Here is a 25,795-nt window from a genome sequence, read left to right as displayed (position 1 = left end):
CTTTCAACTTCTCGCTTAGTCGGGGGCTGCGGTCTTGGCCGACTGGATTCGAAGTTGTTCGAGCAGGCGCTGGTACGTCTCGTGCTCCGGCACCCGCTCGACCAGCGTTTCGGTCAGCGCGATCGCGTCGTCATACTGGGTCAAGCAGGCGTGGCAAATCGCCAAGTTGTAGAGAGTCTCCGGCGCGTCGCCGTGAGTCTCGCGCGAGCGGTGGAAATACGGCAGCGCGTCCTCGTAGAAACCGGCGCCGCTCAGGAGCGACGCACACGCGAACGCCATGTCGTACGGTTCGCCGATTTCGTAGTAGTTCTCGTACGCCTTGTGCGCAATGATGCGCAGTTCGTCGCGCTGAACGTGCGTAGTCGACTCGAGCTGCGCGAACAACTCGGCGAAATGGTGCAGCATGACGTGCGGGTCGTAGCCGGAGAAGCGAATATGCGCGATGATCTCGTCCGGCTTGACACGCTCGGTCTGTCCCGGTCGAGCGTACACCTTCAGGTGGTAGAAGTCGTCAGGGCTGAGTTCCTCGGCGTATTCAACATACGCCTGCCGGGTCTCGACGTAGTCGTCGGGCGATACCGGACCGGTCAGCGCGCAGATGTCGATGGCGATGGTCGTGTGCGAATTTGTGATGATGTCACCGCCCCATCGGCGCATCATTTCGCCGAGCGCGTGGTAGTTCACCATCAACGAAAAGCTGCCGTGCAGGTTGAAGAACGGCTGATGGCGCTGCGACGCGTCTTCCCACCGGTGATACCCCTTGTCAGCGGTTAGCAGCAACAGCCTGCCGCCGGACAACGCGTTGAGGTGCCGCAGCACCTCGAAACCCGTAATCGGGAACAACACCCACGTGTCGTCGCCGATCTCGGCGTACGGCTTGAGAACGGCGTTGTAGTCCGGGTCGGAATAGTACGTATCGACATCGGCAGGGGCGAGTTCAAATCCGAGCTTGAGGTTGTCCAGCCCGGTTGACTGCTCGCCTTCCTTCACCACCCGGTTGACCTTGACACGCCCCTCGTAGAACGTGCCGCCCTTGAGCGCAAACGTATCCTGCGGCAGGGAGTCAAAGAAGTAGTTGGCGAGCACGACCAGCGGATTCGCCAGTTCTCCCGGGTTCAGCGTCTTGCCCGACGCGCGCAGGTGAATCGGCCCCGGCTGTGTCGCGTCGAATGTCGCGAAGTCGAGCTGTCCGGCGTCCACATACGGCTTTAACGTCGGGTGCTGCTGCCAGAAGCGGACGTTCTCCTCGGCGAAGTCGGTGATCACGTACGTGAGTTTGATGTCCCGCAGCGCCGACTGCGGGAAGAAGGTCAGCCACTTTCGCAAGAATCCGAACGCCAGCCGGCCCGTACCCGCGCCCAATTCGACGACATACACCGGCTCGGACCGGTCGATCTGGTGCTGCCAGTCGCGCAGGAAGCCGTATACGATTCGTGCGTACGCTTTTGCCAAGAACGCGTTGTTGGTGACGACGTGGGGAACGCGGTCGGTCTTCCACGCTTTGATTCCCTCCCCCGCGTAGTAGTCGCGCTGAAGCTGCCACAGGATCGACTCCGACAGTCGCCGAGCATCCTCGACCAAGATACGCTGTTCGCTCATTCCCCACCCCAAGTACTGCCGCGAATTTGCCGGCGCACAGTGTAGCGCATTTGGAGTGTTCAGGAGTCGGGGGCCAGATGTCAGGAATCAGGGGTCAGAAGGCAGCGGTCGCTTCGCCATCTATCACGCATCACAATAGAAAATGGGCGACCCGTGTCGAGCCGCCCGTCCGTGCGATTGAAGCTGAATGCGCGTGCTACTCGCTTAGGTGCGCCTCGAGGAACCACAGGCGCTTGTCGAGATCGCGGCTGACCTCGGTGAACAGGTCTGCCGTGTTCATGTCGCCGGCCTCGTCGGCAACGTCGATCGCCTTACGGACGAGGTTGGCGGCGGTGCCGTAACGGTCGGCTAACGCCTCCGTAAACGCCTTGGCACCGCTCAGGTTGAGCGGGAACTCGGCGAGGCGGCTGTTGGCAGCAGCCAAACGGGCAGTGCCGAGCGCCGTGCCACCCAGCGCGGTTACGCGTTCGGCGACCGTGTCGATGTGGCCGTCCAGCTCTTCGGCAAGTTCGTCGAACAGCTCGTGCAGCGCGATGAACTCCATGCCGCGGATGTTCCAGTGGGCCTGCTTCGCGTGGCTGTGCAGATCGCTCAGGTCGGCCAGTGTCTGGTTCAAGAGATCGATCATTGCTTCCCGCGTCGACTGAGCCAAGTCATTGCGGGTCTGATGAAGACGAACGTCATTTGCGATAGCCATGTTGTCCTCCAAATAGGTGGAACCCAATACTCATACTCTATAGACGCTTAGGGGCGGCAAGGACTTACACGGTGTGCCCTAGAGCATGACGAGGCCGAGCCTGCTGCCACGCACGACCGCTTCGGTACGGCTTTGCGCGCCCAGTTTGGACAGAATCGTGTTGACGTGATACTTCACCGTGTTGGCGCTGATCTCGAGCCGGAGGCCGATCGCCTTGTTGGTCAGGCCTGCGGCCATCAGCTGCAGCACTTCGACCTCGCGCGGGGTCAGCTTCTCGACCGGCGTATCGTCGTCTGCGCCGCTGGGCAGCAGCGTGTCGGCGAGGATCGGGTCGAGGATCGTCAGGCCGGCGCCAAGCGCGGACAGGGCGTGGGCGAGGCGGCGCGGGTCGCCGTCGCGCAGCAGAAGGGCGAGCGGAAGGCCGATCGGTACCGCCGCGGTGACGCTGTATGCGCTGGCGGTATCCGGCAGCAGAAGCAGCGCGGGCGCGGTCAACGTGGTAAGTGCCAGCGTCCAGCGCGCCGGATCGTAGCCGAGGTCGAACACCACGGCGTCGGGGTGATACAGGTCCAGATCGTCGATCAGGCTCTCGGCAGGCGAGGTCTGCCCTGCCACGTCAACATCGACGACGTCGGAAAGCAGGGCAGCAAGCCCCGCGCGGGCGAGGACGCCCTCAGCGATCACAAGTATGCGCATCGGCCGTTAGTGTCGCACACCTGTGTTAGAGGCGCGTTGGCAGCCTTGGTCAGGCGCGCCGTTCGACGATCAACTCGTCAGTCTCCGCCTTGCGGGCGTTGGCGAAGTTGCGCTCCTCCCCGATGATCTGGAACCCGCACTTTTCGAGGACGCGCCTCGAGCCGAGATTGTCCTTAGCGACACGGGCATAGATCGGGCGCGTCCTCTGTATGTCCAGAAAGGCAGTAAGGCCGGCGGTCGCTATGCCCTTGCCCCAAAACTCGCGGCCGAGCCAATAGGCAACCGAAAGACGGCCGAACAGCGTAAAGCTGAGGACGTATCCAGCCAGTTGCCCGCGCCATTCGATCGCGCGCAGCACGATGTCCTTATTCGTAAGGAGCGAGTTCCAGTGGGTCATGTAACCGGCCCGATCGGACGGATCCTCGAAGGTGAACGCCGACATCCAGTTCGCTTCGGCGTCCAACTGCTGCTCAAACAAGATCGGGAGATCATCGGCTGTCACGGGGCGAAGCACCACATCCGGCAGGTTCGACATCGTTCGTCTCCAAAATGCGAGCGATTGCCGCAAGTATATCGGACGGTCAGCGGCGCTCAGCCGGAGATGCTGCAAAATCCTTGCTTGTCTGCTACACTTGAAAGATTGTTCTATAAAGGAGGTTGATTGGCACGTCGTCGCAGCCGCAGTCAGAGCCGCAGCGCGCAGGGCAGCTACCCTCGCCGGAAGAGCCAAGCTGAGGCGCGCGTCGAACACATTACGTGGGCGCTGCTCGTCGTCGTATTCGCCATTCTCAGCCTGCTTCCCGACGGTCTCGATCTGCCCAACTGGGTAGCGCCGCTCGCTGGCGCGATCATCTTGTTTGGATCGGGAATCTACCAGTACACGCGGCGTTGGCGAGTATCACCGATCGTATGGGTCGGCGGCGCGTTGATGGCAGCGACCGTGTTCTATGGCTTGCAGATCAACCCCGAGCGTGATTTGATTGGATTTTCGTTGTTGGTGTTCGCGGCCGTGATCGCGTTCGGCGTGTTCACCGGCGAAGGCTGACATCGAGACCGCGGTGTTTATGGATAAACAACGAACTCCTTCCGATAGTTCAGACATCTTGGATACCGCAAACGACTCCAACCGTGTGTCCATCGAGGAATGCCGCAAGCTGGCGCTCCCGTTAGAAACGCGCGTGCTTGCCGGCGAGGGCTTGCTGAACCGGCCGGTGGTGTGGGCATCGGTGATCTACCCGCCCGACGACCCCGTACACAAACAGGTGCAGAACGGCGAACTCGTATTCGTCGCGCCGCTGGAAAGCAACACGATCCGCAAGACCACCGACATCGAACTGGTGCGCTGGGCGTCCGAGGCGAAAGTCTCGGCGCTCGTATTTCATGAGGCGGTGTCGCCGTCGGCGCTGGCCGAAGCCAAAGCCTACAGCATGCCGGTGCTGCTGCTGCCACCCAACAGCCGGCCCCGCATCGTCGAGAAGTCGGTCATTTCGCTGCTGGTCGACCGCAAGGGCCAACTCGAGCGGCGCGGGCAGCAGATCTTCCGCCAGCTCACCGAGATCACCGCGCGCAACGAGGGCTTGTCCGAGCTGATCGAGGCCATCGCGCGGCTGACCAACAAGGCGGTCGTTCTGCAAGACAAACGCCTGCAGACACTCGTCAGCAAGCCGCACCCGCAGTTGGTCGGCACGTGGGACTCGATCGAGAGCTTCATCTCCGAGCCAAAGCACGTCCCGGTCGAACTGCAGGATCGGCACCGCGTGACCGAGATCGACACGCCGACCGTCATGCAGGCGATGAGCCTGCCCGGCCTCGCCCGCCTCGTCGCGCCGGTGATTACCAATGACATCGGCCGCGGCTACTTGTCGATCATCGGCATCGAGACCGACCTCGACGAGATCGACGCGCTGGTGGTCGAGCATGGCGCGGCCGCCTGCGGCCTCGAAATGGCGAAGGCCAAGGCAATCAACGACACCGAAAAGCGCCTGCGCGGGACGTTCCTGGAACGCCTGCTCAACGGTGACGTCAGCCAGCAGGAAGCGGTCAAGCAGGGCGAACGCTTCGACCACGACATGCAGCTCCCGCACATCGCGATACTGCTGGCGTGGCAGGGCGACAAGGCGCCGTCTGCGCGCCGACTCGAAACGCTCGTCAACAGCGTGATCTCGGCCCAACGCTCCCCGGCGCTGGTGTGGCTGCGCGAGCCGGAGAATCAGGTGCTGGTGTTCCACGCGGTCAACGGCGATCATCCGATCGACTCCAGCCTCAAGTTGGCGCGGCAAGTGATCGACGAGATCCACCGCCAGTTCCCGCACAACAAGGTCGCGACCGGTCTCGGCCAGCTTGCCCGCGACGTCGGCTCGTGGCGCGTCAGCCACCGCGACGCGTCGCAGGCGCTCGAACTCGCCCGCCGCTTGCAGACCGAGACGCCGCTGTTCATCGGCGACCTCGGCGTGTATCAGCTCATCCTCAACCTGAGCGACCGCGAGATGCTGGCGCAGTTCTGCCAGACGACACTGGGCGCACTGCTCGACTACGATCAGCGCCAGAACGCCGACCTGATCAAGACGCTGGAGGCGTTCTTCAACTGCCACGGCAACCTGAGCCAGACGGCCGAGCAGTTGATCGTGCATCGCAACACGCTGCTGTACCGCATGAACCGCATCAACGAGATCGCCAGCATCGACCTCGACCGGCCCGAGACGCGGCTGGCCCTGCACCTCGCCCTCACGATCCGGCGGCTGTTGAGCCTGAGCTAGTTGCCAGGTAGCAGTCATCAGTATTCAGGATTCGGGCCTCAGTTGTCAGGTATCAGACGTTAGTCAGCGTTGAATCGGTTCCGACAACACGATTATCCCGCCGTGTGGTAGGGACGCGATACATCGCGTCCGCCGGTCCGCCCCGACGTCGTACAATGGACAGGACATATCCTGTAACGACACCTGGCGACTGCCCACAACCCAACCGCGAAATCGTACCGGTCGGCTGAATCGGCTAGAATGGCGCACGTGGCGTCGATTGTGGAAGTGAGGATGTATGCCGACGGATTACGAGGCGCTGTATCGAGCGCAGCGACACGCGTTGGGCCAACCGACCAAGGCGTTCGTCGAGTTCTTCAGGCGCTACGACAAGACCAGGGCCGACGTGCTGGATGTCGGCTGCGGTCAGGGGCGTGACGCGCTGTTCATCGGCCGCCTGGGCCATCACGTCGTGGGTGTCGATCTATCCGAAACGGGAGTCGCGCAGCTCCTCGAAGATGCCCGCGCTGAGGGACTGAATATCGAAGGGTTCGTCGCCGACCTCCGCGACTTCGCGCCGTCCGGAACCTTCGACGTGGCGGTCGTTGATCGCACGCTGCACATGCTTGAGGAATCGAGCCGTCTCAAGGTACTGGCCCGCGTCTGTAGCGCGGTGCGCAGCGGTGGTTACGTCCTGATCGCCGATGAGAAAATGAACATACCGTCTATGGTGCAGCTTCTCGAGTCCGATTCCGTACCGTGGTCTGTCGTGAAGCGGACGGGCGGCATCCTTTTCGCCCGGAAGAACGATCACCCGGAGCCGTAGCATGCGCCGACTGCTCATCCCCGCCTACCTCATCGCCTTGATGGCGTACACGCTGCTAGGCGCGCCGTCCGTGCCGTTCCATGGCGACGAGTCGACGCTGATCTTCACCACCCGTGACTACTTCGACCAGTTTGTCCGGCGCGACCTGTCGACCGAAGACCCGATGGTCGAGCGCCTGCGCCTGCTCGACGGGCGCGTGCAGAAGTACTTGGGCGGGTTCGCGCATCACCTGACCGGCGGCAGCGCCGAATCGCTCAACACGCCGTGGCTGTGGGGCGCGGACTACACGTACAACCGCGACAACGGCCACATCCCGGACGAGCGCCTGCTCACCACCCAGCGCATCGCCATCGCGCTCTTGCTCGCGCTCAGCGTCCCGGCGGCATACGGAGTCGGCGCGCAGGTCGGCGGACTGTGGGGCGGCGCGCTGATGGCCGCGCTGATCGCGTTCAGCCCGAATCTGCTGATCAACGGGCGGCGCGCCATGATGGAAGCGCCGCTGCTGTTGTTCTCCCTGCTGTCGGTGCTGGCCGGCCTGCGCTGGATCGCCGCGGAACGCCGCCGCTGGCTGTGGCTGATCCCGCTCGGCATCGGGGCCGGGATGGCGCTCGCCAGCAAGCACAGCGCCGTGCTGACGCTCGGCCCGCTGTTCGCCGGGCTGGGGCTGGCCGTCACGCTGCAAGGGCGTCAGCGCCGGCTGATCAGCCTCGCGGCCGGGGGCGTGATCGCACTGGCCGTGTTCTTCGCGTTCAATCCGGCGTGGTGGAGCGACCCGCTGGGCACGTTCGACGAGGTTATGCGCCTGCGCTCGGATTTGCTAGCCGAGCAAGTCGTCGCGTTCGGCGACTACGGCGATTTCGGCCTGCAAGTCAACGGCTATGTGACGTACGGGCTGCTCGATCAGCCTCAGTATTTCGAGGTCGCGGAATGGGGCACGTGGCCGCAGATCGTCGAGCAGATCGCGGCGTACGAGTCGTCGCCGTGGTCGCCACCGGCGTGGTTCAATGCAGTGCGCGCCGTGCTGACACTCGGGCTCGCGCTGGTCGGCGTCTTCGCGCTGATCCGCCGGCGGGATGGCATCTCGGTCACGGTCGGCGTGTGGGCTGCCGGGGCGATGCTCGCCGCGCTGATGATTACGCCGCTGGCGTGGGCGCGCTATTATCTGCCCGCGCTGCCGCCCTTGTTCGCACTGGCTGCGGCAGGGATCGGCTTGTTAGCCCGGAGGCGCACATTGACATGAACGACGACACGATCACGCGGCGCATCGCCGAGGGGCGCGCACTTGAGCAGGACGGCACCGAGCAGCAGGCGATCGACTACTTCCTTGCGCTGGCGGCCGAGTATCCCGACGACGCCATGGTGCAGTTCGAGACCGGCGGCGCGTACGACTTCGCGGGCTACGAGGCCGAGGCCGTGCCGTACTACCGGCGCGCGATCGCGCTCAGCCTGCCGGACGCCGTGCTGCCTCAGGTCGCCGTGCAGTTGGGCAGTTCGCTGCGCAACCTCGGCCAGCATGAGGCGGCGGTACAGACCTTGCGCGAAGGCGTCGAACGCTTCCCCGATCACCGCGCGCTTAAGGCGTTTCTGGCGCTGGCGCTGCACTCCGCCGGCAAGCCCGCCGAGGCGCTCGCGCTGATGATCCACATGACCGTCGATGCGCCAGAGTTCTACGAACGGTATCAACGCTCGCTGCGCCACTACGCGGACGCGCTGCTGGATTGAGCCACGAAAGGATCGCCTGCGCATTCCAATTCCCCCTCGATACGCCGAACGTCATTCGAAATTGATGACTGAAACCTGACGTCTGCCGGGTTCAATTGGCGGTTAACTCCGGGTAAACAGTACTTAAAGCCTTGGTGCCCCCGGTTGCGCTGAGGCGGAGGCTCTGCTACAATGCAAAAATCGTTTATGTAGCGGGCCTCATTTGCCTGAGGCCAATCATGTCGAGCCAACCGCCCGAACCCCTCCCCCGACGACGCTTAACTAGCGCCCTGCCTCCCCGCAGTCGCAAATCGTCATTCGCACGCCGCGCATCTCGCGGCTTTTTGCGTTTGGCGCCCGTCGCCGGCTAGCCAAGGATAATCCATTTGGACAGTGGCAGTACCATCCTACTCCTCATCCTCGCCCTGATGCTCCACGCCACCATCGTGCTGGCTAAGGGCGCGATTGCCAACGCAAGGCATAAGCGGATGCAGGAGCTTGCCGAAAACGGCAATTTGCGTGCTAAACGCGTGCTTCAACTCAACGCCCACCCCGAGCGCTTGCACCTGACGATGATGCTCAGCACCACCACGCTGCAGGTGATCATCGCCGGCCTCGCGTTGTCGCTGGTGGTCGGTCAGCCCGCCTCGATGCCGGAATGGCTTGCGCTTCTGCTGACCGGTGTCATCACCGTGCTGCTGACGCTCGCACTCGGCGATCTTGTGCCGGAAGCAGTCGCCACGCTGCACGCCGACCGCTTCGCGCTGTGGTTGGTAAACCCGCTTCGCGCACTGGTGATTGTGCTGGCGCCGGTAACCGGCGTCCTCGAGGCGCTCGGCACCGCGGTCTCCGGCTTGTTCGGCAGCGCCGAACTGGTCAACCGCGTAACCGAGGAAGAGATCATGACGCTGGTCGACGCCGGTCAGGCCGGCGGCGCGATTGGCGAGGGCGAAAAGGAGATGATCTACTCCGTCTTGACGCTGGACGAGACCAAGGCCAGCGAATTGATGGTGCCGCGCATCGACATCGCCGCGGTCGAAGCCAAGACGCCGGTGAGCGAACTGGGCCGCCGCTTCTATGAGTCGGGCTATTCGCGCATGCCGGTCTATGAAGAGAGCATCGACAACATCAAGGGTGTGATCATCGCCAAAGACCTGCTGATGGCGAGCCACAACGGCAACCGCGAGAAGTTCAAGGTTGCCGGCGATCTGCTGCGCCCGGCGGTGTTCGTCCCTGAGACGAAGGCCGCCAACGAACTGCTCAAAGACCTGCGCGCCAAACGCGTCCACATGGCGATCGTCGTGGACGAATACGGTGGCACGGCGGGGCTGGTCACGATCGAGGACCTACTCGAACAGATCGTGGGCGAGATTCACGACGAATACGACGAGGACGAAGAGGCCGAGGCGGTCCCGTTGGGCGAGAACGCTTGGCGCATGACCGCGACGATCGACGTCGACGACGTCAACGCGCTGCTCGATGTGCGCCTCGACACCGACGAAAGCGACACGCTCGGTGGCTTGATCTATTCGAACCTCGGCCGGGTTCCGCTGCTTGGCGAGTCGGTCGAGTTGACCAAGCACGTCTCGGTGATCGTCGACAAGGTGGACGGGCGGCGCATCCGATCCGTCATCGTGCGCCGGCTGTTCCCCGATGAGGAAGACACCGAATCCCGTGACGAGCTACCGGTCGACCGGCGAGACGGCACAACACCGCAGGCCGCCGTGGAAAGCTGACCCGCGCGCTAAAGGACAATCGTATGACCGACCCAGACCTCTCCGCGATGATCGAGCACGCGATCACCGTGGCCCAGAAGGCGTATGTTCCCTACTCTCACTACCACGTCGGCGCAGCGCTGCGCACCAACGACGGCACGGTATTTACCGGCTGTAATGTCGAGAACGCCGCGTATCCGTCCGGCATCTGCGCCGAACGCACCGCGCTGGTCAAGGCCGTCAGCGAAGGGTATCGCCTGTTCGACACCGTCGTCGTGGCGTCGGTCGCCGGCGGCAGCCCATGTGGGCAGTGCCGCCAGATGCTCTACGAGTTCGCGCCTGACCTGCGCGTCGTGCTGGTCGACTTCGACGGGACGATTCACCACGACCTGACGCTGAGTGCGCTGCTGCCGCTTGGATTCGGCCCCGACTCTCTGCCACGGCCCTGATCTCGCCTGCCGGTTCCCCCGCCAAGTCCGGTATAATGGAGTGATGCGGGGCGCTGCCCCGCACCCCGGCAGGAGACAGTGTCTCCTGCACCTCCACCATTGCGTTTTGATCCCGTCGACGGAATGAAAACGCAGATTCGGGAATCCAGAGGGCATCAGCCCTTGGGTGGTGGTATGGAGGCAAAGCCTCCGCGGTCGAGGTCCACAGCCGATCACAGTTACGGCAGGGAAGCACGATGGCACGCCCTGAACGTTCGTTTCGCACCCCAGCTCTGATTCTGCGTCGGCGTGATTTTGGCGAGGCGGATCGGCTCTTAACGGTGTTGACCCCCGGCCACGGCCGGCGCGACGTGATCGCCAAGGGCGCGCGACGGCCCGCCGGCAAGCGTACCGGCCACGTCGAGCTGTACACCGAGGCCGACATGCTGATTAACGTCGGGCGCGATCTGGACATCGCCGCACAGTCGACGTTGACTCAGCCGTGGCTCCCGCTGCGTGAGGACTTGCAGCGCGGCGCCTACGCGAGCTACGTGGCCGAGCTGGTGATCCGCTTCACCGGCGACAGCGGCGACGAGCCGCCCGCGCTGTTCCGGCTGTTGGGGCAAACCTTCGGCGCTCTCTCGAGCAGCCCCGACCCGCGCCTGCCAGTACGCTATTTCGAAGTGCATTTGCTCGACCTGTCGGGGTTCAAGCCGGAGTTGTCGACCTGTGTGATTAGCCGCGCAGCGATCACCCCGCGCGACCAGTATTTCAGCTACGCCGACGGCGGCGTGGTCAGCCCGGAGGCGGCGCAGCGCGGCGCGGGCGCGCTCGTCCCGCTGTCGCTCAACGCGCTCAAAGTGCTGCGCCATATGCAGCGCAGTTCCTACGACGACGTCGGCCAGCTCAAGCTGGCGACATCGCTCCATGCCGAACTTGAGCGCATTATGCAGGGATACATCATCTATCTGCTCGAACGACGCTTACAAAGCGTCGACTTCATCCGGCGCGTGCGAGAGTAGGTCACGGCCGCGCTCGCGCGTCGGAAAGGAGGCCACCGCCATGAAATACAGCGATCGACTTCACGAGAAGGCACTGGAACGCTACGCCAACGGCCTGAACAGCCGAGCACGCGCCGCAGGGTCGCCGGGTGCTGTCACGGCCGACGAACTGCGCGGCATTGTGCTCGACAGCGGCGGCAAGTGCAGTTGGTGCAGCGCGTCCGTCGTAGATGCCGAGTTCGAGATCGACCACATCCTCGGTGTGGTGCGCGGCGGGCCGAATGTACCGGCAAACCTCGCGCTGGCCTGCCCCGATTGCAACAAGCGCAAGGCGTTCAAGCATCCGGCGCGTTTTGCGGCCGAAGTGCTCGCACGCGGCGCGCCGCGCACGCCGTTTATCGACAGCGTGTTGGAGCGCTACGGCGGCGACGATCCGGGCATTCAGGGTGACATGTTTGTCGACGAACCACCCACAGATCGGATGATACGCGCCGACGACGACTCCGATGAAAGCCCGGCCCCGTACGTGTGGTAGCTGGTCGGCTCGAAATTCGCTCGCACGTTAGGAACTGCTCATGCCCACACTCTCCCGCTACTTCATCAAGACCGGGATGCTGTATCTGCTCGCCGGGCTGGCGATGACCGCCGCAATGCTTGCTCAGCCGGTGCTGGGATGGTCGCCCATGCTGCAAACCCTGCGCCCGGTCTATTTGCATTTCATCTTCGTGGGCTGGGTTACTCAGATCATCATGGGCGTGGCGTACTGGATGTTCCCGAAGAAGTCGAAGGAGGATCCGCGCGGCAACCCGCAGTTGGGCTGGGCGGTCTACGTCTGTCTCAACATCGGGCTGCTGCTGCGCGCATTCGGCGAGCCGGCCATGGCGATGAATCCCGGCTCAGGCTGGGGCTGGACGTTGACGTTCGCCGCGGCGTTTATGCTGGCGGCGGGCTGGATCTTCGTCTACATGACGTGGGATCGCGTCAAGGAGCGCTGACGGATGCCGAAATTGAGCGTTTGGTTGATCCGCGCTTCGCTGCTGCACTTGGGCGCCGGATTTCTGTTTGGCGCGCTGGTGCTGTTTCAGAAGGGCTACCCGGAAATCCCATGGGCCTGGACACTGCTGCTGCCGCATACCGAGGTGCTGGTGTTCGGATGGACGCTGCAGTTCATCATGGGAGTCGCATTCTACGCCCTGCCACGGTTCGCCGTCCCCGCCCCCGGCAAATACGGCGCGGTGCGTTTGGGCTGGTGGAGCCTTGCGCTCATCAACTCCGGCGTCGCCATCACGGCGGTCGGATACGTCGTCAGCGCACAGCCGGTCATTGCGGCCGGCCGGCTTATCGCGCTGGTGGCGATTGTGCTGTTCGTCAAACTGATGTGGCCGCGCGTAAAGCCGTTCGCGGACGGTAAAATCGAGTTCCCCGTCCGCCGCCCTACACAAGGAGAAACACAGCGTGAGTGAAACACCCTACACCCTGATCCCCGAGCTAGCCGCCCTAATCGAGTCGATCCCGACCGACAGCATCGTCAGCCGCACGTTCGTCCGCAGCGGCGGTGTGAAGGGAATCGTGTTTGGATTCGCCGTCGGCCAAGAGCTGTCCGAGCATACGTCAAGCCAAACGGCGATCATCCAGATCGTCAGCGGCGAGGCCGATGTCACGCTTGGCGGCGACGCACACACGATGCACGCGGGGAGCTGGGTGCTGATGCCGCCTAACCTGAAGCACAGCGTCGTCGCCAAGACCCCGTTAGTGATGCTGCTGACGATGTTCAGCACGCAGGAGGTCGCCTCGTGAACCCCGGCAGGATCGTTCCGCGCGTGGTGCTGCCTGCCCTGATCGTCGTGACGCTGCTGGCCGGGCTTGGCGCAGGGCTGTCGCGGCTTGGCTGGGACATGGACACGCTCAGCGAACGCGTGCGCGCGCTGCACGGCCCGCTGATGATCAGCGGGTTTCTCGGTACGCTGATCTGCCTCGAACGAGCGGTGGCGCTGGCGGGCCGCGTGCGCTGGGCACTAATCGTACCCGCGATCAACGCGGTTGGCGCTCTGGCGGTGCTGCTCTGGCCGGACGCCATCTACGCCAAGGGGCTATTCACCTCGGCGGGCATCGGCCTCACGATCCTGTACGTCTACATGCTGCGCATGCACCCCTCGCGCGATGTGGCGATCATGGGCGCCGGAACCGTGTGCTGGACGATCGGTAATGCGCTGTGGCTTTCCGGCCAGCCCATCGTGCTGACGGTCCATCTGTGGACGGCCTTCCTGATCCTGACGATTGTCGGCGAGCGCCTAGAGCTGTCACGGGTGCGGCGGCTGACGCCGTTGAGCGAACGCCTGCTGGTGGGCGTGGTGGGCGTATATATCGTCGGCGTGTTGATTTCGCCGGCGAACCTCGGGCTCGGTGTACGCGTGTTGGGCGCAGGCGCTGTTCTGGTCGCTGCGTGGCTGCTGCGCTACGACATCAGCCGGCGCACGGTGAAGCTGTCCGGCCTGCCCCGCTACATCGCAATCTGTCTGATCCTAGGGTATATGTGGTTGGCGTTCGGCGGCGCAGCGGCGATCTGGAAAGGCGCTATCTTCGCTGGCCCGGACTATGCCCTCGTTCTGCACGCGTTCCTATTGGGGTTCGTCTTTTCGATGATCTTCGGTCACATGCCGATCATCCTACCCGCCATCAGCGGTGTGAACTTCCAGTTTTCGCGCGTTCTGTACGTCCCGCTGGCCGTGCTGCACGTGTCGATGCTGCTGCGCACGGCCGCCAACTTGCAGATCGATCAGGCCGCCCGTCAGACGGCGGGGCTGCTCAATGTCATCGCGATCCTGCTCTTCCTTGCGACCACAGCCGCGATTGTCGTCCTATCGAACCGGGGCGGCAGGCAGCCGGCACCCGCATAGTCCGCATCAGGACGCGCACCCGAATCAAACCGGCCCCGCAATTCGCAGGGCCGGACTGATTCTCGCTTGTGGCCGCGCCTACCCCGGCTGAGCGACCGGCGCGGCATACGTGCTGCGCGCCGGGATCGGCAGGTCGTCCATCACCAGATTCTCGGCGATGATCGACGAACTCAGGACGCCCGGCAGGCCCGCGCCCGGGTGCGTCCCCGCGCCGACGAAGTACAGCCGGTCGATGTCCTCGCTGCGGTTGTGCGGGCGGAACCACGCCGACTGTGTCAGGACCGGCTGAATACTGAAGGCCGATCCGAGGTAGCTGTTGAGCGTGCCCTGAAAGTACAGCGGGTCGATGTGGTGCTCGACGGCGATGTTCTTCTGCAGGTCCGGCAGATAGTTCGCTTCGAGGAACGACATGATCGCGTCGCGGTACGGCTTGGCCTGCTTCGTCCAGTCGGTGCCGGACCCGAGGTTGGGGACCGGCGAGAGCACGTAGAACGTCTCGCCACCCTTCGGCGCCAGCGACGGATCGGTGATGCTCGGCATGTGCAGGTACAGCGAGAAGTCGTCGGACACGACCTGCTTGTTGAAGATGTCGTTGAGCAGGCCCTTGTAACGCTCGCTCAGGATGATGTTGTGATGCGCGAGCTTGGTGTCGTTGTAGCGGCGCTTGGTGCCAAAGTAGATGACGAACAGCGACATGCTGTGCTTCATCCGCTCGATCTTGCGGTCGGTGAACTTGCGCCGGTACTCGGACGGGATGAGGTTCTTGTAGGTCCACGCCACCTCGGCGTTCGCCACGACGGCGTCGGCCTTGTGGGTAGACCCGTCCCGAAGCCTCACACCGGTCGCTCGGCGTGAGGTCGGGTCGATCGTGATCTCAGCAACCTCGGCGTTGAGGTGGATTTTTCCGCCCAGCTCGGTAATCAGGCGTTCAAACCCGGCCACAATCGAGCCGGTACCCCCCATGGCGAACCACACGCCCCACTGCCGTTCGAGGTAGTGGATCATGGCGTAGATCGACGGCGAGTCGAACGGGTTGCCGCCGATCAGCAGGGGATGGAAGCTGAACACGCGCCGCAGGAATTCGTCTTTCACGAATTTGCTGGCGTATTGATATACGGACAGGTACGACTGCATCTTGATGAGATCGGGCGCAACTTTGAGCATATCGGTGAACTTCAGGAACGGTTTGTCGGCCAATTCGACAAAGCCCTTCTCGAAGATCGGTTTGGTGCTGGCGATAAACTTTTGATAGCCCTCGACATCCCCCGGGCTGCGCCGGCGGATTTGGCCGAGGATGAACTCCTCATCGTTGTTATAGTCAAACGCTTCGCCGTGGTGATCGAAGATGCGGTAGTACGGCTGACATTCGACCAGCTCAAAGTAGTCCTCACGCTTGCGACCCGCCAGCTGCCAGATGTCGTCAAACATGAACGGCGCGGTGATGACGGTCGGACCGCTGTCGAACGTGTACCCGTCGATGTTGTAGACGTACGCACGACCGCCGAGCTTGTCGCGCTTTTCGAACAGCTCGACCTCGTAGCCGCGGGCAGCCAACCGAACGGCCGCGCCCAACCCGCCGAATCCACTGCCGATGATGATGACTTTCTTGCTCATGGGTGCTGCCTTTACGGTGCGAGCAGTACTACTTTGTGCCAACTGTAACAAAGTCTACCGGCAGTGATGGAACGCCGGATTCACGGCGCATGAGCATTGGATGACTCACGTGCTGGCGAATCCACACCTCCTTGACTCTCAAGCCGCTTGAGACTGTACGCTAAGGACAGTGGAGAAACCACACCGCGCGGAAGGTTTAGCCCATGCTCAAGATCGGCCCGTTTTCCAAGCTCGCTCAAGTCCCGGTGTCGCTGCTGCGCTACTACGCCGATATCGGCCTGCTTGAGCCAGCCCACATCGACCGTTTCACCGGCTACCGCTACTACGACGTCGGCCAGCTTCCTCGCCTGAACCGCATTCTGGCGCTGCGCGATCTCGGCCTCAGCCTCGATCAGATCAAGTCGATGCTGAGCGACGGGGTAAGCGCCGACGAAATCCGCGCCATGCTGCGCTTGCAGCGGGCGAAGGCCGAGCAGGAGGTCGCGGAAGCGGAAGCCCGTCTGCGACAGGTCGCCGCACGTCTCAACCAGATCGAAAGAGAGGGAATCATGACCACATACGATGTCGTCACCAAGTCTGTTCCGGCGGTTACAATCGCCGGCATTCGCGCTACCGTCCCGACGCTCGCCCGCATGTCCGAGCACTATCAGGCCGTCTTCCCCGCGCTCGGCGGATGGATCGGGATAAATCAGGTTCAGATCGTCGGCCCGCCGTTCGCCATGTTCTATCAGGACGAATTCACCGATACGGATATCGACGTCGAGATCGCCTTCCCGGTCGCTCCCGGCACGAAGGAAGGCGAGTTCGAGGCGCAAGGCTATACCGTGACCGTACGCACGCTGCCGGCCGAGCAGACCGTCGTCAGCACGCTGCATCAAGGATCATACGACTCGATGACGGAGGCGTATCAGGCGGTGCTGGGCTGGGCGGCGGAGAACAACAAGCACGTCCGCATCCCCTCGCGTGAGATCTATCTCTCGATGGCCGAGGACGACAAGCAGGCCCTGACCGAGGTCCAGTACGCGGTGGATTAGCGACGACGCGGTGCCATGATGGCGCAGGGGGCGGGTCCGGCGATCCGCCCCTTCTGCGTCCTCTGCGTCCTTTGTGGTTCAATCTTTCACCCCATGGGGCTCGCCACGCAACGCGTGCACTGTCCCCTGACGCCTGACCACTGACTCCTGTCTACTATCCGCCAAGCATCGGCTGCTCATAGGGTGACAGGCCGCGCAGGCACCGCCTATAATCGCGCTATCGAAGGCGAGTGTAGGACATCACATTATGCGCCGAGCATTGTTCAGCCTGATCGCCGCCGCGCTGCTGTTGGCCCCTGCGGCCGCACAGCAGCCCCTTGCCCGTCCCCGGCACAGAACCGCGCGCTCCGCTCCCCACGTTCAGCGAAGAAATCTACGCGCAGGGGCTCTCGTCCCCAACGGCGATGGCATGGGCGCCGGATGGCCGGTTGTTCATCGCGCAGAAGGGCGGCACGGTGCGGGTCGTCTCCGCGGCCGGCGCGCTGCTGCCGACGCCGTTCGTCAGCATCACCGTCGACAGTGCCGGCGAGCGCGGATTGATCGGCATCGCGCTCGACCCGGACTTTGTCAGCAACGGTCATGTGTACGTGCACTACACCAGACCGGCTAAAAACAGCAACCCGCCGCGCGGGCGGATTGATCGCTACACCGCCGCGGGCGACATCGCTGCGCCGGGCAGCAAGCAGAACATCGTCAAGCTCGATTACTCCAGCGGCGCGACCAATCACAATGGCGGCGCGATTCACTTCGGCACGGATGGCAAGCTGTACATCGCCGTCGGCGACACGGCCGTCGCGTCCAACGCGCAGACCCTGAGCAACCGGCACGGCAAACTGCTGCGCTATAACCCGGATGGTACGATCCCGGCAGACAACCCGTTCTACGGCACGGCCAGCGGCGAGAACCGGTCGATCTGGGCGCTGGGCCTCCGCAACCCGTTCACGTTCGCTGTGCATCCCAATACGGGGCAAATCTTCATCAACGACGTCGGGCCGAGCAGCGGCAGCTTTGAGGAGGTCAACTTGGGCGCGGCAGGCGCCAATTATGGGTGGCCGGACTTCACAGGCGCAAATGGCAACCCATCATATACCGACCCGATCTACAGCTATCCACACGCGCCGTCCGGCTGCACGTCGATCGCAGGAGGGACGTTCTACGTGCCGAACACGCCGTATTATCCGGCAGAGTACACCAACGACTACTTCTTCAGCGACTACTGCTTCAACGACATCTGGGTGCGCGACAGCATCACGGGCAGCGTCACGACGTTCGTCGAAAACACGGAGGGTTCAGCGCCCGTCGACCTGAGCGTGGGGCCGGACGGCGCGCTGTATTACCTCGCTTTCGGCAGCGGGCGGGTCATCCGAATCGCGCACACGCCGCCGGTGTCCGAAGGCGAACTCGTCGGCAACGGCAGTTTCGAGGCGGACATCGACCCGGGTCCCAACTGGCCGTGGCAGGAGTGGAAGGTCAGCGATGGCGCCAAGCGGACGTGCAAGAACCCGATCGCCGGCGCATGCTCGCTGATGGTCAAGGGTGCGGTGGATGGCGCCAAAGCGTCGCAAAAGCTGTACACGTCCGGGCTCATCGCCGGCACGACGTTTGCTTTCAGCGCAACGGTTCGCGGCAAGAACCTCGCCACCGCCCCGAGCATCACACTCAAGCTGGTGACCGACGTCGAGAAGAAGAAGCTCGCGCTCGCGGTGCCGTCCGGCACGTTCGCAGCGACGCTGCTAAACCTGCCGGCGGAGGGCCTCGCCGGGGCGACTTTCCTCAAAGCCAACGTTCAGATCAAGGCGCCGGGCGGCACAGGCAAACTGTGGGTCGACGACGTGTCGGTGATCGCCGACGCGCCTGATCCGCGGGCGTCGACGTGGCGCGGCGGATAGTAGCCTGTCCGCTTGAACGATTGAACCACAATCGACACAGCGACGGTCTGCGGGGGCGCCCCGCCGGGTCGCCCGTGGCTGGTCCGTTATCCCGCGTCCCCGGACGGGGCGTGCCCCGTCCCTACCACACCGCGACGGCTCAAAACTGCTGCGCCTCACCGAATTGCGTGGGGACACGGCGGGGCCGTGTCCAGAAGACATAGACCCAAAGACGGTCTGTAGGGGCGACCCGGCGGGTCGCCCGCCGCCCGTTGAACCGGTTCATCCGCGCTGGACGCGATGCATCGCGTCCCTACCATACCGCGATGGTATGCGCCTTGCCCCTTGCCTTCGTAGGGACACGGCACTGCCGTGTCCAGGAAAGGACACGCCCTCACCCGGTCATTTTCTCAGCACTCCACCCGTGGTGGCTGCTAGACCTTGAGCCAGCCGCGGAATCCGCGCGCGGCGTAATACGACTCCGCGCCGTTATGATAGATGAACACCCGGCCGAAGCGGCGGTCGCCGAAGATCGCGCCGCCGTGTTTTCTCACATCCGCCGGCGTCTTCAGCCAGCTCGACGTCTTCAGATCGAACTCGCCAAGCTTCTGCAGTTCGAAATACTGCTCTTCCGTGAGCAGTTCGATTCCCATCGCTGCTGCGACGTCCATCGCGCTGTCGTCGGGTTTCGCCGTCTTCCGCGACTCCCACGCGTCACGGTCGTAACACAGACTCCTGCGCTCCTTGGGGCTTTCTGCAGAGCAGTCGTAGAAGATGAACTCGTCGGTCTTCTTGTCGTAGCTGACGACATCCGGCTCGCCGCCGGTGCGTTCCATTTCGTTGAGCGACCACAGCTTCTTGGGGCTGGCGTCCAGCTTTTCCAGCACATCGGCCCAGTTGAGACCCTTGTGGCGGGTCTTGTTGCGCTCGAAGCGCGTTTGCAGTGTCTTGAGCAGCGCGTCGCGTTCTTCTCCTGTCAGCGCCATACCGGATTCCCTTCTGTTGAGATGTCTGACGTGGAGCAAGGTTCGTAGAGAATGATGCACGATGCCAAGTATAGCACGCTTGATCTATAGATTTGTGCGGGCATGGATTTGTCTCTCTTCCCCCATTTCCCTTGTCCCTTACCCCTCTCCCTCGACCTGCTAGAATGAACGTGACGCGGGATGAGAATTCACTGCCCGCCGCCGCTGATCTCCGAGAGGTCGCTATGCTCTCCGAACTGCTCATTATCCTCGCGCTGACGCTTGCCAACGGCTTCTTCGCTGGATCGGAGCTGGCGATCGTTTCCGCCCGCGCGGGCCGTCTCGAGTCGATGGCGAATGCCGGCAGCCGGCCTGCCCGGCAGGCATTGAACCTCGCCGAAAACCCCGACCGCTTTCTGGCGACGGTCCAGGTCGGCATTACGCTCATCGGTACATTCTCCGCCGCGTTCGGCGGCGCGCGCATCGGCAGTATCCTCGCCGGTTGGATCGCGCAGATCCCGGCCCTCGAACCGCATGCCGAAACGCTCGGCCTACTGATCGTCGTCGTGGTCATCACCTATCTGTCGCTGGTGCTGGGCGAGCTTGTCCCGAAACGGTTGGCGATCCAGAACGCCGAACGCCTCGCGATCATCGCTGCGCCGGTGATGACGGTCCTCTCCGCGCTCACGCGGCCGATCGTCGCCCTCCTGACTCTGTCGGTCGCCGGAGTCATGCGGGTGATTGGTCAGCGCGCTACCGGTGAAGACGCCGTGACCGAAGAGGACATCGAGTATCTGGTGCGCGAGGGGACGGAGAGCGGCGTGGTCGAGCACGAGGAGGCGCGCATCATCGAGCGCGTTTTCCGTTTCACCGACCGCCCCGTCAGCGCGATCATGACGCCGCGTACGCAGTTCACCGCCGTCAGCGTCGATCAATCGCTGTCCGAGGTGATGGGCGTGTTTAACACCAGCGGATTCTCACGCCTGCCGCTGTACGAAGAGTCTGTAGACCACGTCGTCGGTGTCCTACACGTGAAAGACCTCGTGGGCGCATTCGCCAGCGGCGCAAACGTCGACCTCGAATCGATAGCACGCCCACCGCTGTTCGTCGTCGAAAGTCTGCATGGGGACGACGTACTGCTCCAGCTGCGCCAGCAGGGCGCGCAGATCGCCTTCGTCATCGACGAATACGGGCAGATCATGGGTCTGGTCACGATCGAAGACCTGATCGAGGAGCTAGTCGGCGAGATCCGGGACGAATACGACCACGCCGAAGAACCGCGTTACGTGAAGCGCGAGGACGGCAGTTGGCTGATCGACGGGCTTGAGCCGTACGAGAAGGTGGCGACTCGTGTCGGCCTGCCCCACGACGACGAACGCCGGCACACCTCGCTGGCCGGGGTCATCATGGATGAACTGGGCCGGGTGGCCAACGTGGGTGACAAGGTAACTCTCGCCGATCACGTGCTGGAGGTGGTCGACATGGACGGCCGGCGCATAGACAAAGTCCTGGTTACGCGAATACCGCCTTTGCCTGACGTAGAATAATCGAGTGCATGTACCAGCATGGCGCTATATCGTAACCTGTTGACGGCAGTACGATGAGTGTAGAGGGAAGCATTGGCGTCTCCTGTTTCGAGAGGGGTCAGCGATGTCCATCCACTACAAACGTTACCTTCTGCTGATCGTGCTGGCCGCCTTGATGGCTGCGCTGGTCATTCAAACTCATACCGTCGCCGCGGCGCCGGCGCCGCCCAATGACAACTTCGCGTATGCGCAGGTGCTCGTCCTCAACACCTCGGTCAAGACCAGGAATGTCGACCTCGCCACGACCGAGGCCAGTGAGCCCGTTTGTGGGGGCGCGGGCGCGCACAGTGTGTGGTACCGGATCGTGCCGCCGTTCAACATGACGATCGCGCTGTCGACCGCTGGGAGCTACGTCGAGCAGGGTTTCTTCGTCGACACTGTCATGTGCGTGTACACCGGAGCGACGCTCGGCACACTCACGCAGGTCGCCGCAAGTGACGACTACAGCATGTATTACGCGGAGATCCCGCAGCTCGCGGTGGCAGCGGGCGCGACGTATTACGTTAAGGTCGCGCAGTTTTCAGGCAGTGGCGAGTTCCCCGGTGCGTACTATCGCATGACCACCACTGTGCTGGGCGGTGGCACCCTGTTGCAAGACGGCAGCTTTGAGATCAACCCGCTCGGTTCGCCGTGGAAGATCAAGAACGCCTTGAACGGGGACGGACGCATCTGCGGGGATGGCAACGCACTATCTGGCACGTGCTCGATCAAGCTTGTCGGCGGCTTGAATGAGTCGACCAAGATTCAGCAGAAGATCGTGTGGCCGATCGACCAGATGAAGGCGAAGACTACGCATTATCTGGCTGCGATCATCTACACCAAGTCACTGTCCGGCCTCATAAAGTTCGATTTCGGCATCAAGATTTCGTACAGTGACGGCACACCGACGACAAAGTACTACTATTGGGTTTCGCACAACAACACGAACTATCTCAGCATGGCCGTACCCGTCATGTTCGCCAGCCCGAATGTGACCAAGGTCGTCTACTTCGTCACCAACCGATCGGAAAGCAGCACGCTGTTTGTCGACGACACGAGCCTCTTTTACGCTGGCGGCCTGCTCCGGGACATCCCGTCCGGCGTGCTGCCCGTACCGGTGCCGATAGAGTAGCGACTGGATGACTTGAGGACTCACTCCGCTGATCGACAGCGATTCATGCCATACTGGGAACCCGTGAGTCAGCCGAGACTGCCTCACGGGTTTATTGTGACAAGCCACTGCCTAGTCAGCCTAACGATACACACGTTCGATAACTGCTGCACGCAGCCAACTCGATGACGTTTCTGTTCACACGCGAAACACAAGATTGATGTATAAAGGAGCAATCGTCTGACAAGTAGTGAGTTATTAAACGACCACTTGCATTACCGGAGAATTGAGTATGCCCCGTCGACCTTTGCTTCCACTGTTGATCGCGCTCGCTTTCATCGCAGCGGCACTCACGGCAGCAGTAGCCCAGACTACGCCACGTGCAGCGCCAAACAACGACGATTTCGCAAATGCACAGACCATTGCACTGAACGGCAAGTACAAGATCGACGACGTTCACCTCGCCACAACCGACCTTAATGATGTGAAGTGCACACCGTGGAACCTGTACAGCGTGTGGTTCAAGTTCACGGCCCCGTTTTCCGGCGCGATCGCTCTCTCGGTCAATGGGAGCCGCTATGTCAGCCCTTCAGGCTCCGTGAGTGCGCTTGTCTATGTCAGCGCGTACACCGGAAACGATGTCGATTCGCTTTCTACGCTGACATGCGGCACCACCGACAGCGTGCCTCCGGGCTACATCCCGTCGCTCAACATCACTTCGGGGACGACCTATCACATACGCGTTGCCACCCACAGCGCGCCTGAGGCAGGATCGTATTACAAACTCAAGACACAGGTTCTCTGGACGTCATTTGCGCCGAACCAGCTAGATCAAGGATTCGAGAACGGACTTCCGATCTGGACGGTCAAGGACGCGACTAACGGTGACGGGATCATCTGTGGCTCCGGCGAGGTCATCGCAGGAAACTGCTCGTTCAAGTTCGTCGGTGGCCGGGGCGAGGCGACCAAACTACAGCAGACGATTCTGTGGCCCACGGCGATCGTCACCGGCGTAGTCGGTCAATCCCTGTATTCGGGGGCGCAAGTCACGTCCACCGGCCCCAGCACCGACCTAAAGATGATCGTCAAGCTGAACTACTCCGATGGAACCCCAACCACGAAGGCCACCGTCACACGGGTGACGGCGCCGGCTGGGATTGGCTCGCTTACATTGTCGGTCGAGATGGAGAGCGCCGCGCTGGTCAGCATCAAGCAGATCTTCAAGAATCGGTCTACCGGCGGGACCACAGTAATCGACAACGCAGGTGTGAGTTACGTCGGCGGCCTTGTGCTGCGCGACATGCCAGCTGGCGTCCTGCCTGTCCCAGCACCGGCGCAGTAAGCGTCCAGTTTCGGGTCGTCAGTAGTGAGTTCTCAGACGCGCTGGGCTGCGCTTCCAGCGTTCCACTCGCCATAAGTGAAAGCCCCTCTCCCTGAGGGAGAGGGGTTGGGGTGAGGGTTTCGTCTACGCGCCGACCGGCTCGCCCTGGAAGTAGTCGACGTCGTAGGCCGGCATCTCGCAGCGCAGCGGCTTGTCCTCGCGGAAGCCAAACGCGTAATCCGCCTGCATCAACTGGTGAATCTCGCTGGTGCCTTCGTAGATCACCGCGCCCTTGCTGTTGCGCAGATAGCGCTCGACCGGGTACTCGTCGCTGAAGCCGTACGCGCCGTGCACCTGTATCGCTTCCAGCGCAGCCTTCACACTGTGATCGGTGGCGTACCACTTCGCCATGCTGGTCTCGCGCGTGTTGCGCACGCCCTGATTCTTCAGCCAGCCCGCCTTCCACACCAGCAGCGACGCGTTGTCGTACCACTGCTGCATGAACGCGATCTTCTGCTTGACGAGCTGATGATGCGCGATCGGCTTGCCGAATGTCTCGCGCTCCATCGCGTACTTGATGCTGTCTTCGAGGCAGGCGCGAATAAGACCCGTTGCCCCTGCGGCCACCGTGTAGCGGCCGTTGTCGAGGCAGCTCATGGCGATCTTGAAGCCTTCGCCTTCTTCGCCGAGACGGTTCGCCGCCGGCACTTCCACGTCCTGCATGGCGACCCATCCGGTGCTGCCGGCGCGCACGCCCAGCTTGCCGTGGATATCGCCGGTCGTCACACCCGGCATGTCGCTGGTGACGATGAACGCGCTCATCCCGGCATGGCCCTTGGACGGGTCGGTCTTGGCGACGACGAGGAAGTTGTGCGCCTTGGTCGCAAGGCTAATCCACATCTTCTCGCCGTTGAGGATGTACGTATCGCCGACCCTGCGGGCGGTCGAGTTCATAGCGGCGACATCGCTGCCCGCACCGGGCTCGGTCAGGCAGAAGCCTGCGTACTGCTCGCCGCGCGCCTGCGGCACAAGGAAACGCTGCTTCTGCTCCTCGTTACCCCACTGCAGCAGGGCCTGGCTGTTCAGGCCGTGGTGCACCGACATCACGACACGCAGGTGCGTGTCGGCCCGCTCAAGTTCCTCGCACACCAAGGCAAGCGAGATGTAGTCGAAGCCCTGACCGCCGTAGCGCACTGGGATGCTGATGCCGAGGATGCCCAGCTCGGCCAAGCGCGGCAGGAACGCCGGGTTCATCTCCTGCTTGCGATCCCATTCGCCGATGACCGGAATAACTTCCTTCGCGGCCCAATCGCGCACCATTTTCTGTACTTGACGATGTTCCTCTGTAAGAGCGAAGTCCATGAGATCCTCTAGGGGGAATATGGAAGCGAACGTGATGCCGCGATTATATCAGCGGGGCCGAGGCCCGGGATAGGCCGCAACAGCCCATGCGCGGCATACTTGGCCCATGGCAGGTATGTCTTGAATCGGGCTACAGTGTACGCTTCGTTGTCCTGACATGGAGGGAATGGACTTGATGGACCCGCAACTCGAACGCGTGCGCAACCGGCACCTGCTCATGCTCGAACGCACGCTCAAGACGATCACCAGTGTCATCACGGCCGCCGACCCGGCCGATCTGCGCGCCAAACGGGACGGCCCGGACGGATGGACGCCGCTCGACATCGTGTGCCACCTGCGCGACCTCGAACCGCTGTTTATCAGCCGCGCGCAGTCGGTCATCGAGCAGGACAACCCGACGTTCGCGACGTATGACGTCAATCAGCTCGTGATCGACAACAATTATGCGGCGCAGGACCCGGCAGAAGCACTGGCTGAATTGAGCGCCAACCGCGCGCGAACCATTGTGCTGTTCCGCGCCGTTGCTGACGATCAATGGTCGCGCGGCGGCGTTCACCCCGCCTATGGCCCGCAGACCCTGCTCGACGTCCTGATGCACGTCGCCCATCACGACATGGACCACATCGAACAGATGACGCGCGTGCTGGCGCAGGAGTAACC

At 62.8% G+C, this 25,795-nt stretch carries 26 protein-coding genes; 19 read left to right on the top strand and 7 right to left on the bottom strand.

Annotated features, from left to right (window positions below):
* Positions 1–15: 15 nt before the first annotated feature.
* The 4 genes from IPM16_14665 to IPM16_14650 all read right to left on the bottom strand — a co-directional run bounded on the left by IPM16_14665 (position 16) and on the right by IPM16_14650 (position 3,527).
* The gene (locus IPM16_14665; protein ID MBK9124345.1) at positions 16–1,599 is read right to left on the bottom strand and encodes an SAM-dependent methyltransferase; all 1,584 of its coding nucleotides are present in this window, start codon (positions 1,597–1,599) and stop codon (positions 16–18) included.
* A 196-nt stretch (positions 1,600–1,795) separates the two neighbouring features.
* Positions 1,796–2,296, bottom strand: a complete 501-nt coding sequence (gene dps, locus IPM16_14660; protein ID MBK9124344.1) for a DNA starvation/stationary phase protection protein Dps — start codon at positions 2,294–2,296, stop codon at positions 1,796–1,798.
* A 78-nt stretch (positions 2,297–2,374) separates the two neighbouring features.
* Entirely contained in the window at positions 2,375–2,992 is a 618-nt protein-coding gene (locus tag IPM16_14655) for a response regulator transcription factor (protein ID MBK9124343.1), read from the bottom strand.
* 49 nt (positions 2,993–3,041) lie between these two features.
* Positions 3,042–3,527 (bottom strand): GNAT family N-acetyltransferase, encoded by a 486-nt coding sequence (locus IPM16_14650; protein ID MBK9124342.1) that lies wholly within the window; start codon positions 3,525–3,527, stop codon positions 3,042–3,044.
* Positions 3,528–3,653: 126 nt separating this feature from the next.
* Between IPM16_14650 and IPM16_14645 the strand changes: the two genes are divergently transcribed.
* The 13 genes from IPM16_14645 (at position 3,654) to IPM16_14585 (ending at position 14,295) form a co-directional block, all read left to right on the top strand.
* Complete coding sequence (locus IPM16_14645) at positions 3,654–4,037, top strand: hypothetical protein (GenBank protein MBK9124341.1); 384 nt, start codon at positions 3,654–3,656, stop codon at positions 4,035–4,037.
* 85 nt (positions 4,038–4,122) lie between these two features.
* Positions 4,123–5,748, top strand: coding sequence for a helix-turn-helix domain-containing protein (locus IPM16_14640; protein MBK9124340.1), 1,626 nt, complete (start codon positions 4,123–4,125; stop codon positions 5,746–5,748).
* 277 nt (positions 5,749–6,025) lie between these two features.
* A complete protein-coding gene (locus IPM16_14635; protein MBK9124339.1) occupies positions 6,026–6,553 on the top strand; it encodes a class I SAM-dependent methyltransferase in 528 nt (175 codons plus the stop codon).
* Between the two features lies 1 nt (position 6,554).
* Positions 6,555–7,793, top strand: coding sequence for a phospholipid carrier-dependent glycosyltransferase (locus IPM16_14630; protein MBK9124338.1), 1,239 nt, complete (start codon positions 6,555–6,557; stop codon positions 7,791–7,793).
* Positions 7,790–8,275 (top strand): tetratricopeptide repeat protein, encoded by a 486-nt coding sequence (locus tag IPM16_14625; protein MBK9124337.1) that lies wholly within the window; start codon positions 7,790–7,792, stop codon positions 8,273–8,275. Before IPM16_14630 ends, IPM16_14625 begins: the two co-directional genes overlap by 4 nt.
* Positions 8,276–8,640: 365 nt before the next feature.
* The gene (locus IPM16_14620) at positions 8,641–9,990 is read left to right on the top strand and encodes an HlyC/CorC family transporter (protein ID MBK9124336.1); all 1,350 of its coding nucleotides are present in this window, start codon (positions 8,641–8,643) and stop codon (positions 9,988–9,990) included.
* A gap of 23 nt (positions 9,991–10,013) precedes the next feature.
* On the top strand, positions 10,014–10,418 hold the full coding sequence (gene cdd, locus IPM16_14615; protein MBK9124335.1) for a cytidine deaminase: 405 nt from the start codon (positions 10,014–10,016) through the stop codon (positions 10,416–10,418).
* Positions 10,419–10,654: 236 nt separating this feature from the next.
* Positions 10,655–11,419 (top strand): DNA repair protein RecO, encoded by a 765-nt coding sequence (gene recO, locus IPM16_14610; GenBank protein MBK9124334.1) that lies wholly within the window; start codon positions 10,655–10,657, stop codon positions 11,417–11,419.
* Between the two features lie 40 nt (positions 11,420–11,459).
* A complete protein-coding gene (locus tag IPM16_14605; GenBank protein MBK9124333.1) occupies positions 11,460–11,933 on the top strand; it encodes an HNH endonuclease in 474 nt (157 codons plus the stop codon).
* Between the two features lie 40 nt (positions 11,934–11,973).
* On the top strand, positions 11,974–12,393 hold the full coding sequence (locus tag IPM16_14600; GenBank protein ID MBK9124332.1) for a hypothetical protein: 420 nt from the start codon (positions 11,974–11,976) through the stop codon (positions 12,391–12,393).
* 3 nt (positions 12,394–12,396) lie between these two features.
* Positions 12,397–12,861: a hypothetical protein gene (locus IPM16_14595; protein MBK9124331.1), complete on the top strand. Its 465-nt coding sequence runs from the start codon at positions 12,397–12,399 to the stop codon at positions 12,859–12,861.
* A 13-nt stretch (positions 12,862–12,874) separates the two neighbouring features.
* Positions 12,875–13,195, top strand: a complete 321-nt coding sequence (locus tag IPM16_14590) for a cupin domain-containing protein (GenBank protein MBK9124330.1) — start codon at positions 12,875–12,877, stop codon at positions 13,193–13,195.
* Positions 13,192–14,295 (top strand): hypothetical protein, encoded by a 1,104-nt coding sequence (locus IPM16_14585; protein MBK9124329.1) that lies wholly within the window; start codon positions 13,192–13,194, stop codon positions 14,293–14,295. Before IPM16_14590 ends, IPM16_14585 begins: the two co-directional genes overlap by 4 nt.
* 78 nt (positions 14,296–14,373) lie before the next feature.
* Here IPM16_14585 and IPM16_14580 read toward each other — a convergent pair whose 3' ends face one another.
* Complete coding sequence (locus IPM16_14580) at positions 14,374–15,909, bottom strand: phytoene desaturase (protein MBK9124328.1); 1,536 nt, start codon at positions 15,907–15,909, stop codon at positions 14,374–14,376.
* 203 nt (positions 15,910–16,112) lie between these two features.
* Between IPM16_14580 and IPM16_14575 the strand changes: the two genes are divergently transcribed.
* Positions 16,113–16,943 (top strand): MerR family transcriptional regulator, encoded by an 831-nt coding sequence (locus IPM16_14575; GenBank protein ID MBK9124327.1) that lies wholly within the window; start codon positions 16,113–16,115, stop codon positions 16,941–16,943.
* A gap of 317 nt (positions 16,944–17,260) precedes the next feature.
* Positions 17,261–18,832 carry a PQQ-dependent sugar dehydrogenase gene (locus IPM16_14570; GenBank protein ID MBK9124326.1) on the top strand — a complete coding sequence of 524 codons (1,572 nt, stop codon included), beginning with the start codon at positions 17,261–17,263 and terminating at the stop codon, positions 18,830–18,832.
* A 413-nt stretch (positions 18,833–19,245) separates the two neighbouring features.
* Here IPM16_14570 and IPM16_14565 read toward each other — a convergent pair whose 3' ends face one another.
* Positions 19,246–19,797 (bottom strand): DUF4256 domain-containing protein, encoded by a 552-nt coding sequence (locus tag IPM16_14565; protein MBK9124325.1) that lies wholly within the window; start codon positions 19,795–19,797, stop codon positions 19,246–19,248.
* 224 nt (positions 19,798–20,021) lie between these two features.
* Here IPM16_14565 and IPM16_14560 point away from each other — a divergent pair, with 224 nt between their 5' ends.
* The 3 genes from IPM16_14560 (at position 20,022) to IPM16_14550 (ending at position 23,794) form a co-directional block, all read left to right on the top strand.
* A complete protein-coding gene (locus IPM16_14560) occupies positions 20,022–21,323 on the top strand; it encodes an HlyC/CorC family transporter (GenBank protein MBK9124324.1) in 1,302 nt (433 codons plus the stop codon).
* Between the two features lie 103 nt (positions 21,324–21,426).
* Positions 21,427–22,473: a hypothetical protein gene (locus IPM16_14555; GenBank protein ID MBK9124323.1), complete on the top strand. Its 1,047-nt coding sequence runs from the start codon at positions 21,427–21,429 to the stop codon at positions 22,471–22,473.
* A 271-nt stretch (positions 22,474–22,744) separates the two neighbouring features.
* Positions 22,745–23,794: a hypothetical protein gene (locus IPM16_14550; GenBank protein MBK9124322.1), complete on the top strand. Its 1,050-nt coding sequence runs from the start codon at positions 22,745–22,747 to the stop codon at positions 23,792–23,794.
* A gap of 123 nt (positions 23,795–23,917) precedes the next feature.
* Here the strand turns inward: IPM16_14550 and IPM16_14545 are convergent, their stop codons facing one another.
* Positions 23,918–25,135 carry an acyl-CoA dehydrogenase family protein gene (locus tag IPM16_14545; GenBank protein ID MBK9124321.1) on the bottom strand — a complete coding sequence of 406 codons (1,218 nt, stop codon included), beginning with the start codon at positions 25,133–25,135 and terminating at the stop codon, positions 23,918–23,920.
* A gap of 175 nt (positions 25,136–25,310) precedes the next feature.
* Here IPM16_14545 and IPM16_14540 point away from each other — a divergent pair, with 175 nt between their 5' ends.
* Positions 25,311–25,793 (top strand): DinB family protein, encoded by a 483-nt coding sequence (locus tag IPM16_14540; GenBank protein ID MBK9124320.1) that lies wholly within the window; start codon positions 25,311–25,313, stop codon positions 25,791–25,793.
* Positions 25,794–25,795 lie beyond the last annotated feature (2 nt).

The organism is Candidatus Flexicrinis affinis (assembly GCA_016716525.1).
In the GTDB taxonomy this organism is placed as follows: domain Bacteria; phylum Chloroflexota; class Anaerolineae; order Aggregatilineales; family Phototrophicaceae; genus Flexicrinis; species Flexicrinis affinis.
The sequence above is the reverse complement of the archived record's forward strand: the minus strand, read 5'-3'. Positions and strand labels throughout refer to the sequence as shown.